11 protein-coding genes are annotated in these 12,221 nt (G+C 73.4%); 5 read left to right on the top strand and 6 right to left on the bottom strand.

What is annotated here, in order from left to right; genetic code table 11:
• Window positions 1-62 precede the first annotated feature (62 nt).
• On the bottom strand, window positions 63-920 hold the full coding sequence (gene map, locus ACWD5Q_RS00110; protein WP_451424694.1) for a type I methionyl aminopeptidase: 858 nt from the start codon (window positions 918-920) through the stop codon (window positions 63-65).
• A gap of 61 nt (window positions 921-981) precedes the next feature.
• Here map and ACWD5Q_RS00105 point away from each other — a divergent pair, with 61 nt between their 5' ends.
• A complete protein-coding gene (locus ACWD5Q_RS00105) occupies window positions 982-1,212 on the top strand; it encodes a hypothetical protein (RefSeq protein WP_451424693.1) in 231 nt (76 codons plus the stop codon).
• Window positions 1,213-1,277: 65 nt separating this feature from the next.
• Here ACWD5Q_RS00105 and ACWD5Q_RS00100 read toward each other — a convergent pair whose 3' ends face one another.
• Together ACWD5Q_RS00100 and ACWD5Q_RS00095 are read right to left on the bottom strand one after the other, a co-directional pair.
• Window positions 1,278-2,597 (bottom strand): MFS transporter, encoded by a 1,320-nt coding sequence (locus tag ACWD5Q_RS00100; RefSeq protein WP_451424925.1) that lies wholly within the window; start codon window positions 2,595-2,597, stop codon window positions 1,278-1,280.
• Between the two features lie 110 nt (window positions 2,598-2,707).
• Window positions 2,708-3,310 carry a hypothetical protein gene (locus ACWD5Q_RS00095; RefSeq protein WP_451424692.1) on the bottom strand — a complete coding sequence of 201 codons (603 nt, stop codon included), beginning with the start codon at window positions 3,308-3,310 and terminating at the stop codon, window positions 2,708-2,710.
• A 134-nt stretch (window positions 3,311-3,444) separates the two neighbouring features.
• Between ACWD5Q_RS00095 and ACWD5Q_RS00090 the strand changes: the two genes are divergently transcribed.
• The 3 genes from ACWD5Q_RS00090 (at window position 3,445) to ACWD5Q_RS00080 (ending at window position 5,683) form a co-directional block, all read left to right on the top strand.
• On the top strand, window positions 3,445-4,650 hold the full coding sequence (locus ACWD5Q_RS00090; RefSeq protein ID WP_451424691.1) for a sialidase family protein: 1,206 nt from the start codon (window positions 3,445-3,447) through the stop codon (window positions 4,648-4,650).
• Window positions 4,651-4,687: 37 nt separating this feature from the next.
• Complete coding sequence (gene npdG / locus ACWD5Q_RS00085; RefSeq protein WP_451424690.1) at window positions 4,688-5,392, top strand: NADPH-dependent F420 reductase; 705 nt, start codon at window positions 4,688-4,690, stop codon at window positions 5,390-5,392.
• Window positions 5,393-5,473: 81 nt separating this feature from the next.
• On the top strand, window positions 5,474-5,683 hold the full coding sequence (locus ACWD5Q_RS00080) for a hypothetical protein (RefSeq protein WP_451424689.1): 210 nt from the start codon (window positions 5,474-5,476) through the stop codon (window positions 5,681-5,683).
• Between the two features lie 9 nt (window positions 5,684-5,692).
• Here the strand turns inward: ACWD5Q_RS00080 and ACWD5Q_RS00075 are convergent, their stop codons facing one another.
• The gene (locus ACWD5Q_RS00075; protein WP_451424688.1) at window positions 5,693-6,490 is read right to left on the bottom strand and encodes a site-2 protease family protein; all 798 of its coding nucleotides are present in this window, start codon (window positions 6,488-6,490) and stop codon (window positions 5,693-5,695) included.
• Between the two features lie 344 nt (window positions 6,491-6,834).
• Between ACWD5Q_RS00075 and ACWD5Q_RS00070 the strand changes: the two genes are divergently transcribed.
• Complete coding sequence (locus ACWD5Q_RS00070; RefSeq protein ID WP_451424687.1) at window positions 6,835-10,248, top strand: AfsR/SARP family transcriptional regulator; 3,414 nt, start codon at window positions 6,835-6,837, stop codon at window positions 10,246-10,248.
• A gap of 26 nt (window positions 10,249-10,274) precedes the next feature.
• Here the strand turns inward: ACWD5Q_RS00070 and ACWD5Q_RS00065 are convergent, their stop codons facing one another.
• Complete coding sequence (locus ACWD5Q_RS00065; RefSeq protein WP_451424686.1) at window positions 10,275-11,096, bottom strand: ABC transporter permease; 822 nt, start codon at window positions 11,094-11,096, stop codon at window positions 10,275-10,277.
• Window positions 11,093-12,118 (bottom strand): ATP-binding cassette domain-containing protein, encoded by a 1,026-nt coding sequence (locus tag ACWD5Q_RS00060; protein ID WP_451424685.1) that lies wholly within the window; start codon window positions 12,116-12,118, stop codon window positions 11,093-11,095. The genes ACWD5Q_RS00065 and ACWD5Q_RS00060 overlap by 4 nt, the downstream gene beginning before the upstream one ends.
• Window positions 12,119-12,221 lie beyond the last annotated feature (103 nt).

The following is a 12,221-nucleotide window of genomic DNA, read 5'->3' as shown; positions in this document are numbered from 1 at the left end:
AGCGTCCGTGCACGAGCGGGCTTCGTGGCGTGGGCGGCGCGGACACGCCAGGACGCGGGTGTCTACGGGAGAGTCAGGATCTCCGCGCCCGTGTCCGTGACGACCAGCGTGTGCTCGAACTGGGCCGTGCGCTTGCGGTCCTTGGTCACCACGGTCCAGCCGTCGTCCCACATGTCGTACTCGCGGGTGCCGAGGGTGAGCATGGGTTCGATGGTGAAGGTCATGCCGGGCTGCATCACGGTGGTCGCGTGCGGGCTGTCGTAGTGCGGGATGATCAGCCCGGAGTGGAACGACGAGTTGATCCCGTGCCCGGTGAAGTCCCGCACCACGCCGTAGCCGAACCGCTTGGCGTACGACTCGATGACCCGGCCGATGACGTTGATCTGCCGGCCCGGCCGGACGGCCTTGATCGCGCGGTTGAGGGACTCACGGGTGCGCTCGACCAGCAGCCGGGACTCCTCGTCCACGTCGCCGACCAGGTACGTGGCGTTGGTGTCGCCGTGGACGCCGCCGATGTACGCCGTCACGTCCAGGTTGATGATGTCGCCGTCGCGCAGGACCGTGGAGTCCGGAATGCCGTGGCAGATGACCTCGTTGACCGAGGTGCACAACGACTTGGGGAAGCCGCGGTAGCCGAGCGTGGACGGATAGGCGCCGTGGTCGGTCATGTACGCGTGCGCGACCCGGTCGAGCTCGTCCGTGGTGACGCCCGGGGCGATCAGCTTCGCGGCCTCGGCCATCGCCCGGGCCGCGATCCGCCCGGCGACACGCATCGCCTCGATGGTCTCCGGAGTCTGCACCTCGGCCCCGGTGTACGGGGTCGGCGCGGGTTTGCCGACATATTCGGGACGCCGGATGTTTCCGGGTACGGAACGGGTGGGAGACAGCTCTCCTGGTACGAGCAGCGACTGGCCAGACATGCCAACGAGTCTATCCAGCGGACGTACGGGAACATGGACCGTGGTGAAAGGAGCTCCAGCGATGGCGCTGTTCAAGAAGCGGACGGCCGGGAAACCGGGCGAGTGGTTCTACTGCCTGGACCACCGGACGGTCGAGGAGGGCCCCCAGTGTCCGGGGAAGGACCGCTTCGGTCCGTACCCGTCCCGCGAGGAGGCGCAGCACGCGATGGACATCGCGCGTGAGCGGAACGAGGAGTGGGACACGGACCCCCGGTGGCACGACGCGCCCGCGGAGGAGCGGGACGAGGACTGAGCGGCCCGGGCGAGCGGCGCGGGCCCCGTCCGCCCGCTCTTCAGGCGCCCCTTCCCGCCCGCTCTTCAGGCGGTCCCTCCTGCCCGCCGGGCTCTCAGCCGTACCGCGTGCTCGTTCGTCCTGGCGTCGTAGCGCATCAGGCCGGGGAGGCACAGGGCCAGCAGGGCCACCGCGCCGGTGCACAGCACCCCGCCCGACCAGACCGAGGTACGCACCCCCCGCCACGCGGCCATGCCGCCCGAGCGGACCTGGCCGAGCTGCGGGCCGACGGAGTACGACAGCAGTTCGATGCCGGCCAGGCGGCCACGCAGCTCGTCCGGGATCGTCTGGTTCCACATGGCGCTCCGGAAGATCCCGCTGACCATGTCGAAACCGCCGCCCAGGGTCAGGAGGAGCAGCACCAGCCAGACGTTCTCCGCGACGCCCGCCGCCGCGACCGCCAGCCCCCAGCCGGCCGCCGCGAGGACCACCATCCGCCCGTGCCGGTGGATCCGCGAGGCCCATCCGCCGGTCAGCGACACGATCAGCGCCCCGGCGGGGAAGGCCGCGTACATCAGCCCCAGCGACCACTGCGCGCGTAGTTCGTCGGCGAGGAACGGCAGCACCGCCAGCGGCATCGCGAAGAGCATCGCGACGATGTCGACGGCGTACGTGCCCAGGAGTTCCTTGCGGCTCCACGCGTAGCGCGCGCCCTCCGCGATCGACCGCAGCGACGGTTTCGCGGCCTCGTGCGCCGCGGGCGACGCCGCGAGCCCGAGGCACAGCACCACCGACACCACGAAGGTCACCAGGTCGGCGCCGTACGCCGCGCCCAGCCCGGCGTACGCGACGACCACGCCCGCCAGCGCCGGGCCCGCGACCCCGCCGACCGTCCAGCGCAGCGAGTTGAGCGAGGCGGCGGCCGGCAGGTGGTCGTGCGCGACGATGCGCGGGACGAGGGAGTCCAGGGCGGGACGCTGAAGGGCACCGAGAGCCGAGGACAGGGCCGCGACGACGTACAGGGGCCAGACGGCGGGCCGGGGCAGCAGCGCGTTCAGCAGGAGCACGGCGGACATCAGCCCCTGCCCGGCCTCGGTGGCGAGGATCAGCTTCCGCTTGTCGTGCGCGTCCGCGAGCGCCCCGCCGTAGAGACCGAAGACGATCAGCGGCAGGAGTTCGACGGCGCCGATGGCGCCCACGGCCGCCGCCGAGCCGGTGAGGTCCTTCAGCTGCACGGGGAGCGCGACGAAGGTGAGGAAGGTGCCGAAGTTGCTGATCATCCCGGCCAGCCAGAGCCTGCGGAAGTCCGCCGACGCGTGCCAGGGCGCGAGGTCGGGGAGCAGGGCGCGCAGCCCGGAGCCGTTCGCGCCCTCGAGGGTGGCGGCCTCGGGCGCGGGGCCGTTCAGGGGCGCCGGTGCCGGTGCGGAGGGCGTCACGGGCGGAGCGGGGGCGTCTTCGGTCACGACGGGTCATGCTCGGTCGGCCCGGCACCCCGGGCAAGTGGTTTTCGGGGCGCTCACCACTGCGGCGGCGGCGGGGACGTGAGCTGGTCCGCCAGGCGCGCCAGCCGGTCCCGGAAGCGGCGGCGCCCCCGCGGCCCCGGCGGCACGTTCTCCCCGGCCGCCGCGCTCACCAGGTGCTGCACCGTGTCCAGATCGAGGTCCGTGTCCGTCGGCACCGTCAGCGCCTCGTGCGCCAGGGCCACCAGATCGCGGTCCCCGGACTCCAGCGCCAGCACCGTCGCCCCGGCCCGGCGCGCGTCATGGACCCGTTCCAGCAGCCCGGCCTCCGGCGCGGCGGGCGACACCACCAGCAGTGTCTCCTCGCGCCGCGCCGCCGACAGCCGTCCGAGCCCCACCGCCAGATGCGCGGGGTCCGAGGTCCGCGCCGCGTGCCGGACCAGCGTCGGGGACAGCTCCGGCGTACCCGACCAGGCCGCCTCGTCGACCAGGTGCGCGGCCAGATGCCAGGGCTCGTACTCCTCCGTGCCGACCAGCAGCAGTCCGCCCCCGTGCGACACCACGGTGCCGCGCAGGGTCCCCGCGAACCGCCGCGTGGCACCCAGCCACTCGGTTCCGGCGAGCACTTCCCGCAACAACGCGACCCGTACGGCGTCCATGCGCAGGCATCCTGCCGCAACCGGCGACTCGTGACCCGGAGTTCACCCCGAATTCGCCCGACCCGGGCAAGGAGCCGGACCATGGTTCACGACCGTCGCGTCACGCTCCACCGCCGCTTTGTCCGAGGAGCCGCATGACCGAGAAGAGCGCAGCCGCAGCCGCAGCAGCCGCAGCCGAGGGGGCCGAGTCCGCCGGGACCTCGGGGCCCGCTCAGTCCGCCGGGTCCGAGTCCGCCGGGCCCGTCGAGCCCGCCGAGACCCCCGAGTCCGCCGTAGGATCCGTCCCCTACCGGGCGGGCCGTGAGGGATACGCCAGTTACCGGATCCCCGCCGTCGTCGTGACCCGGGCCGGCACGCTCCTCGCGTTCTGCGAGGGGCGGGTGACCTCCGCCGCCGACCACGGGCGCATCGACATCGTGCTCAAACGGTCCACGGACGGCGGCCGCACCTGGGGCCCGCTCCAGGCCGTCGCCCGCAACGGGACGGACCTGGCCGGCAACCCCGCTCCGGTCGTCCTGGACACCGGCCGCGTCCTGCTCGTCCATGTCCGCGCGGCGGCGAGCGCGACGGAGGACGCCATCCTGCGCGGAAAGGTCACGCCCGCCGACGGGCGCCGCGTCTGGGTGCAGCACAGCGACGACGACGGACTGACCTGGTCCGCCCCGCACGAGATCACCGGGCAGGTCAAGAAGCCGGGCTGGCGCTGGTACGCCACCACCCCCGGCCACGCCCTCCAGCTCACCACGGGCCGCGTCCTCGTCCCCGGCAACCACACCCTCGCGCCCACCGGCGGCGACACCGGCGCCGAGGCCAAGTACAACAGCGGCCACTGCCTGCTCAGCGACGACCGCGGCGAGAGCTGGTACCTCGGCTACCTGGACGAGAACACGGACGGCTACATCAACGTCAACGAGACCACGGCGGCCGAACTCCCCGACGGACGCGTCTACCTCAACACCCGCAACGACTCCCCGTCCCCCGGCAACCGCGCCGACGCCCACTCCGCCGACGGCGGCCGCACCCTCGTCAAGCCCTTCCGCCCGCAGGCGGGCCTCGTCGCGCCCGTCTGCCAGGGCAGCGTCCTGCACCTGCGCGACCCCGGCCTGCTGCTGTTCTCCGGCCCCGCCGACCCCGCCTTCCGCGCCCTGATGACCGTCCGCGTCTCCGCCGACGCCGGGACCACCTGGCGGGCCGCGTACCCCGTCGACGGGCGGCCCGCCGCATACTCCGACCTGGTCCGCGTCGACGCCGGCACCGTCGGTCTGCTCTACGAGACGGGCGACTTCGGCGCCTACGAGACGATCACCTTCCGCCGGATACCCGTGGCGGCCCTCACCTGAGCGGCGGGCGGGACCGCGGCGCACGTAGAGTCGGCCCATGACCTCTAGCGACAGTGCACCCAAGGCCCCCGCCAAGGATCCCTGGGACCTTCCCGACGTCTCCGGGCTCGTCGTCGGCGTGCTCGGCGGCACCGGGCCGCAGGGCAAGGGCCTCGCCTACCGGCTCGCCAGGGCCGGCCAGAAGGTGATCATCGGCTCCCGTGCCACGGAGCGCGCGCAGGCCGCCGCCGGCCGACTCGGCCACGGCATCGAGGGCGCCGACAACGCCGAGACGGCGCGCCGCAGCGACCTCGTGATCGTCGCCGTGCCGTGGGAGGGCCACGGCCCGCTCCTTCAGTCCCTGCGCGGGGAACTGGCCGGCAAGCTCGTCGTCGACTGCGTCAACCCGCTCGGCTTCGACAAGAAGGGCGCCTACGCGCTCAAGCCCAAGGAGGGCAGCGCCGCCGAGCAGGCCGCGGCGCTGCTGCCGGACTCGCGGGTCACCGCCGCCTTCCACCATCTGTCCGCCGTCCTCCTGGAGGACCCGGACATCGAACAGATCGACACCGACGTCATGGTCCTGGGCGAGGAGCGCGCCGATGTCGAGATCGTGCAGGCGCTGGCCGGCCGCATCCCCGGTATGCGCGGCATCTTCTCCGGGCGGCTGCGCAACGCCCACCAGGTCGAGGCGCTCACGGCGAACCTGATCTCCGTCAACCGGCGGTACAAGGCACACGCCGGGCTGAGGGTGACCGACGTCTGACCGGCGTCTGGCGGGCCCCGGGCATGGGGGACACTGGACGCCGTACGACCCCGCCGTCCGTCCCGTCAGGAGCCGCCCCCCATGTCCCTTCTCCCCCCACCCGGCCCGGCCCGGCGACTCGCTCTCTACGCCCTGGCCGTGTGCGCCCTGTCCGTCGCCGCGGCCGTCGTCTCCTTCGCCCGGGGCAGCCTGCTGGGGATCGTCTGGGTGCTGCTCGCCGGCGTGTCGTCCAACATGGCCTGGTACTACCTGCGCCGTGGCCGCAACCGCGGCGGGTCGGTCACGGGCTGACGCGGTCGGTCACGGGCTGACGCAGAGGCCGGGAGCGGGCCGCCAGAAGCGGTACAGCTCCCAGCCGCAGGCGCTGTGCAGGTCGTCGATGCCCAGCGCGTTCAGGACCGAGTTGATCGCGTCGAAGAACGCGCCGCCCACCGACGGGATCGTCAGGATCGCGAACACGGCGAGCAGGCCGAACGACGCGAAGGGCTCCACCTGACGCTTGACGCCGTACGGCAGCCACGGCTCGATCACCCCGTAGCCGTCCAGGCCCGGCACCGGCAGGAAGTTCAGGATCGCGGCCGTGACCTGGAGCAGCGCCAGCAGGGCCAGGGCGAACTGGAACTCGGCGGGCACCCCGTCCAGCGCGTGCAGCCAGAACGGGGCCGTGCACACGACCGCGAACACCACGTTCGTCAGCGGGCCCGCCGCCGAGATCAGACTCTGCCGCCAGCGGCCCCGGATCCGGCCCCGCTCGATGAAGACCGCGCCGCCCGGCAGACCGATCCCGCCCATGATCAGGAAGACCACCGGCAGCACGATGCTCAGCAGCGCGTGCGTGTACTTCAGCGGGTTCAGCGTGAGGTAGCCCTTCGCGCCGACCGAGATGTCACCGCCGTGCAGGGCGGTACGCGCGTGCGCGTACTCGTGCAGACACAGCGACACGATCCAGGCGGCCGTCACGAACAGGAACACGGCGACACCCGGCGTGGCGGCGAAGCCGCTCCAGGTGGCCCAGCCGGTGACCGCCGTCACGGCCAGCAGCCCGACGAAGACGGGGCTGATCCTCCGGTCGCTGCGCCGGGTGGCGGCGGTGGTCATGGGGCTCCCTGGACTCAAGACGCGGGGCGGACCTGCCCGACCGTACCGGGCGCACCCGGAAAACGCTCGCCCCGGGGGCCGAGTTCCGCGAAGGTGGGGGGCGTGGGGATGCGACAGGTGTTCTACCCGGACCGGCAGACGGAGTGCTGTGGCACGCCCTGCTCCGTGGGCGAGGAGGTGAGCCGGCCCTTGCTGCTCATGGACGTCGACGACGTGCTCCCGCGCTCCCGTCCTCCTCTCCCCGCCTCCCGCTCTCTCCCGACCCCCGGCCTCTCCCCGGCCTCCGGCCTCGTCAGGCCGGGGGACCGCCGGGCCGGGCGGTCCTTCGTCCGCCACCGGAGACAATGAACCCCGTGCGCTATCGCATTCTCGGCACCACCCAGGCACACCGCGCCGACGGCACGCGCGTCCCGGTCGGCGGGGCCCGGCTGCGTGCCCTGCTGACCGTGCTCGCCCTGCGGGTCGGCCGGCCGGTCCCCGTCGCCCTGCTCGTCGACGAGGTCTGGGACGGCGACCCGCCCGCCGACGCCACCGGCGCCCTGCAGGCGCTGGTCGGGCGGCTGCGCCGGACGCTCGGGCCGGACGCGGTGGAGTCGGCGGACGGCGGCTACCGGCTGGCGGCGGCCCCGGACGACGTCGACCTGCACCGTTTCGAGCGGCTCGCCGGTGAGGGGCTGCGGGCGCTGGCCGACGGCGACCCCCGGAAGGCGGCGGTCGTGCTCGACGACGCCCTCGCCCTGTGGCACGGGCCCGCTCTCGCCGACCTTCCGGACCGGGCCGCCGAGGCGGCCCGCTGGGAGACCCGCCGCCTCGACGCGCGGCGCGCCCGGCTGACCGCCGCCCTCGCCCTCGGCGACGGCGAGCAGTACCTGCCCGAGCTGACCGCCCTGTGCGACCTCCACCCGCTCGACGAGTCCCTCCAGGCACTGCGGCTGCGCGCGCTGCGCGACGCGGGCCGTCCGGCCGAGGCCCTGGCCGCCTACGAGGCCGTACGACGGCTGCTGGCGGACCGCCTCGGCTCCGACCCGGGCCCCGAACTGCGGGATCTGCACGGGGAGTTGCTGCACGGACGGCTGCCGCACACCCCGGCACCCGCACCGTCCGCCGCTCCGCCGCAGACCGCCGCCCCGCAGGCCGCGTTCCCGGGGACCGCCGTCCCGCAGGCCGCATTTCCGGACGCCGGTGCCCCGAAGACCACCGTCCCGCCCGCCGAGGCGGCCCTCGCCGATGCGAGTACCGTCGCGTCCCGCCCCGGCAACCTCCGGGCCCGCCTCACCTCCTTCGTCGGCCGGGACACCGACATCGAGACCCTGCGTCGTGACCTCGCGGCCGCCCGGCTCGTCACCCTGCTCGGGCCCGGCGGCGCCGGGAAGACACGGCTGTCGCAGGAGGCCGCCGAGGCGGTGGAACGGGCGGCGCCGGACGGGGTGTGGCTGGCCGAGCTGGCGCCCGTCGACGACCCGGAGGCGGTGCCCGAGGCCGTGCTGACCGCCGTCGGGGCACGCGAGACCGTGCTGCGCGGCGCGGGCGCCGAGGAGATGCGCGCCGTCACCGACCGCCACGACGACCCGCTCCAGCGGCTCGCCGAGCACTGCGCACGCCGCCGCATGCTGCTCATCCTCGACAACTGCGAACACGTCGTGGACGCGGCCGCCCGCCTCGTCGAACACCTCCTCCGGCACTGCCCCGAGCTGACGGTCCTCGCCACCAGCCGCGAACCGCTCGGCGTTCCGGGGGAGTTGCTGCGCCCGGTCGAGCCGCTGCCGCAGCGTTACGCGCTGAGGCTGCTCGCCGACCGCGGCGCCGCCGCCCGGCCCGGCTTCCGGGTCGACGCCGACGAGGACACCGCGGCGGCCGCCGCGGAGATCTGCCGGCGCCTGGACGGACTGCCGCTCGCCATCGAACTGGCGGCGGCCCGGCTGCGGATGCTGTCGCCGCGGCAGATCGCCGACCGGCTCGACGACCGTTTCCGGCTGCTCACCTCCGGCAGCCGCACCGTGCTGCCCCGGCAGCAGACCCTGCGGGCCGTCGTCGACTGGTCCTGGGACCTCCTCGACGCGGACGAACGCGCGGCGCTGTGCCGGCTGTCCGTCTTCGCCGGCGGCTGCGACCTCACCGCCGCCGAGGCCGTGTGCGGCCCCGCCGCACTGGAGGTGCTCGGCTCGCTCGTCGACAAGTCCCTGGTGGTGGCGGCCCCGTCGGGCGACGGGGAGATGCGCTACCGGCTGCTGGAGACGGTCTCCGAGTACGCGGGCGAACGGCTCGACGAGTCGGGCGACCGGCCCGGCGCCGAGCGCGCCCACCTCACGTACTACCGCGAACTGGCCCGTACCACGGACCCGTTGCTGCGCTCGTCCGCCCAGCGCGCGGCGGTCGAACGGCTCCAGGTGGAGTACGAGAACCTGCGCACCGCCCTGCGCCGTGCCGTCGCCGCCCGCGACGAGCAGGAGGCGCTGTGCCTGCTGCACTCCCTGGCCTGGTACTGGCAGATCCGCGATCAGCGCGTCGAGTCCCGGATCTGGTCCACCGCGGTCATCGCGCTCGGCCCCGATCCCTTCACGGCGCCCGCCGAGCCGGTGCCGGACCTCCTCGAGAAGTGCACCGACACCCCGCCGCCGATGCGCCCGGAGATCCTCCAGGAGGCCCGCCGCGGCGCCCATCTCGTCCATCTGGCCTGCATGGACATGGAGTTCCAGGCGTGGGAGACGCCCGCGGCGCAGGAGAAGCTGCGCGTCGTCGGCGCCACCTACCGCCCGGGCCAGCCGCAGACCTGCCGGTTCCCCGGCTCCCTGTGGTTCTTCGCCGTCGTACTCGGCGGTCATCTCGACCGGGTGCGCGAGGTCCTCGACGAGGCCGTCCGCACCTGCCGCGAGCTGGACTACACCTGGGAACTGGCCCAGGTCCTGCAGATCCGCGCCAACGTCCTCGCCAACCGCACCCACTGGGCGGGGGACGCGACCCGGGACGCGGACGAGGCGCTGGAGATCTTCCGTCGGCTCGGGGACGCCTGGGGCGCGGCCGAGGCCCTGTCCGCCCGCGGTGAGGCCCGTGAACGCCGCGGCGAGTACCGGTCCGCCGCCGCCGACTACGAGGCCGCCCGCGAGTACGCCGAACAGCTCGGCGCACGGTCCCAGATGACCGTGCTCGGCGCCCGGCTCGGCAGTGTCCTGCTGGACGCGGGGGAGCCCGAGAAGGGGGAACGGCTGCTGCGCCAGGTCGTCGAGGAGGCCCAGGGGGCGTTCAACGAGGCCCTGCCCGCCGCCCGGCTCTTCCTGGCGATGTGGCTCGGCCGCACCGGCCGGGTGGCCGAGGCGCGCGAGCATCTGCGGCTGATGCGGCAGGAGTTCGGCGCCGTGGGGTTCGTGGTCTTCGACGGCTTCGTGGTCGGCGTGGAGGCCTGGCTGGACACGGTCGAGGAGAAGTACCCTGAGGCCCTGGCCAAGCTGCGCACGGCGTTCGCGCGGGCCCTGGAACGGATGAGCCTGATGATGGCTCCGCAGATGGTCTCCGTGCACCTGACGACCGCCGCGATCGCGCTCACGGGCCTGGACGGCGGGAGCCGCGTCCCGGACGCGGCCCGGTGCCTGGGCGCCGCCGACCGGCTGCTGCCGCCCGGACACTTCCCGAGCCCGAGCGAGCGCGAGGCCCGGGCCGTCGCTGAGGCGGGCGCGCGGGCCGCGCTGGGCGACGCGGCGTACGAGACGGCGTACGCCGAGGGCGGCGGCCTCTCCGCGGAGGAGGCCACCGCCCTGGTCTGACGCGGACCGGGGTGCCGCGGGGCGGGTCAGGTCTTGGTCGTGAACTTGCGGATGGCGATGGGGGCCATCACCGCCGTGAGGACGACCGTCCAGCCCAGGGTCATCAGCACGTCGTGGGTGACCGACGCGTGGCCGTTCATCAGGCCGCGGGCCGCGTCCGCGAGTGACGACAGCGGGTTGTAGTCGGTGAAGGCCTGGAGCCAGCCCGGCATGGTCTTGGTCGGGGCGAAGATCGACGAACCGAACTGCAACGGCATCAGCACGAGAAACCCCATTCCCTGGACGGCCTGGGCACTCTTCATCACCACACCAAGGGTCAGGAAGATCCACATGACTCCGAAGCCGAAGACCATCGACAGACCGATGGCCGCGAACAGACCGGGTACGTTCGACACCGACAGACCGAGCAGGAAGCCCACCGTGAGCAGCACCGCCGTGGCGACCAGCATCCGCCCGATCTCCACGGTGATCTTGGCGATCAGGACGGAACCCCGGCTGATGGGCAGGGACCGGAAGCGGTCCATCACGCCCTTCTGGAAGTCCTCGTTGAATCCGGTGCCGACGCCCTGGGCGATGTTCATGCCCATCATCGCCATCAGGCCGGGGACCACGTAGTTCACATAGGCGTGCCGGTTGTCGGAGCCGGCGATCGCGCCGCCGAAGACGAACACGAACAGCAGACAGAAGACGATCGGGAACAGGATCGCGTCGAACATCGACTCCGGGTCCTGGCGGATCCACAGCAGATTGCGGCGGACCAGGGCGCCGATGTGGCGCAGATTGCCGCGCAGCCCGATGCGGCCGTCGGCGACGGGTGCGGCGGGCGCGGTGACGGTGGCCGTGCTCATACTGCGACTTCCTCACGGGCGGGGGACGCGTCCTGCGGGGCACTGGCCTTGTGGCCGGTGAGGGACAGGAACACCTCGTCCAGGCTGGGCAGTTCGGTGGAGATGCCGGCGAGCGTGATGCCGCGGGCGGTGAGCGCGCCGACCACCGCGGTGAGCTGCTCGTCGCTGAGGATCGGCACGAGGACGGTGCCGGTCTCGGTGTCCACGGCCGCCTTGCCGGGACCGGTGAGACCGAACTCGTCGAGCGCCGTGGCCGTCGGGCGCAGCTCGCCCGGGTCCGCCGGCTGGACGCGCAGCGTCCGGCCGCCGACCTTCGCCTTCAGCTCGTCGATACGGCCGCCCGCGATGACCTTGCCGCGGTCGATGACGGTCAGCTCGGAGGCGAGCTGTTCGGCCTCCTCCATGTACTGGGTGGTGAGCAGCACGGTCGCGCCCTCGGTGACCATCCGCTTGACCTCGGTCCACACCTCGTTGCGGGTGCGGGGGTCGAGACCCGTGGTCGGCTCGTCCAGGTACAGCACGGCCGGTCGCCCGATCAACGAGGCGGCGAGGTCCAGCCGCCGCCGCATACCGCCGGAGTACGTGCGCACCGTGCGCTTGGCGGCCTCGGTGAGCGAGAACCGCTCCAGGAGCCCGTCGGCCCGGGCCCGGGCCTCCTTGCGGGACAGGTCGAGGAGCCGCCCGATCATGTACAGGTTCTCGAACCCGGAGATCTTCTCGTCGACCGAGGCGTACTGGCCGGTGAGGCCGATCACGCGCCGGGTCTGGCGGGGCTGCCGGACGACGTCGTAGCCGGCGACCGTGGCATGGCCGGCGTCCGGGACGATGAGGGTGGACAGACAGCGGACCAGGGTGGTCTTGCCGGCGCCGTTCGGCCCGAGCACGCCGAGGACGGTGCCCTCGCGCACATCGAGGTCGACGCCGTCCAACGCCCTGGTCTCGCCGTAGTGCTTGACCAGCCCCCGTACGGTGACGGCCGCGTCCGGAGCGGCGTCGGTGGGGTTCTTGTCGATTCGCGTCATGCCGACAAAGATGACAGCCACCACCGACAAACCACCGACAGGCCGCCTACAGCACTGCCGACAGCAGCCGACGACTCCCCGCCGGCGCAGCCGACGACTCCCC

Source organism: Streptomyces sp. NPDC002513 (genome assembly GCF_053595355.1).
Note: the sequence above shows the minus strand (reverse complement) of the source record. Positions and strands in the feature narration are given on the sequence as shown.

Coding starts and splice junctions, on each gene's coding strand:
- map (WP_451424694.1), bottom strand. CDS start 920: ATGTCTGGCCAGTCGCTGCTCGTACCAGGAGAGCTGTCTCCCACCCGT.
- ACWD5Q_RS00105 (WP_451424693.1), top strand. CDS start 982: ATGGCGCTGTTCAAGAAGCGGACGGCCGGGAAACCGGGCGAGTGGTTC.
- ACWD5Q_RS00095 (WP_451424692.1), bottom strand. CDS start 3,310: ATGGACGCCGTACGGGTCGCGTTGTTGCGGGAAGTGCTCGCCGGAACC.
- ACWD5Q_RS00090 (WP_451424691.1), top strand. CDS start 3,445: ATGACCGAGAAGAGCGCAGCCGCAGCCGCAGCAGCCGCAGCCGAGGGG.
- npdG (WP_451424690.1), top strand. CDS start 4,688: ATGACCTCTAGCGACAGTGCACCCAAGGCCCCCGCCAAGGATCCCTGG.
- ACWD5Q_RS00080 (WP_451424689.1), top strand. CDS start 5,474: ATGTCCCTTCTCCCCCCACCCGGCCCGGCCCGGCGACTCGCTCTCTAC.
- ACWD5Q_RS00075 (WP_451424688.1), bottom strand. CDS start 6,490: ATGACCACCGCCGCCACCCGGCGCAGCGACCGGAGGATCAGCCCCGTC.
- ACWD5Q_RS00070 (WP_451424687.1), top strand. CDS start 6,835: ATGAACCCCGTGCGCTATCGCATTCTCGGCACCACCCAGGCACACCGC.
- ACWD5Q_RS00065 (WP_451424686.1), bottom strand. CDS start 11,096: ATGAGCACGGCCACCGTCACCGCGCCCGCCGCACCCGTCGCCGACGGC.
- ACWD5Q_RS00060 (WP_451424685.1), bottom strand. CDS start 12,118: ATGACGCGAATCGACAAGAACCCCACCGACGCCGCTCCGGACGCGGCC.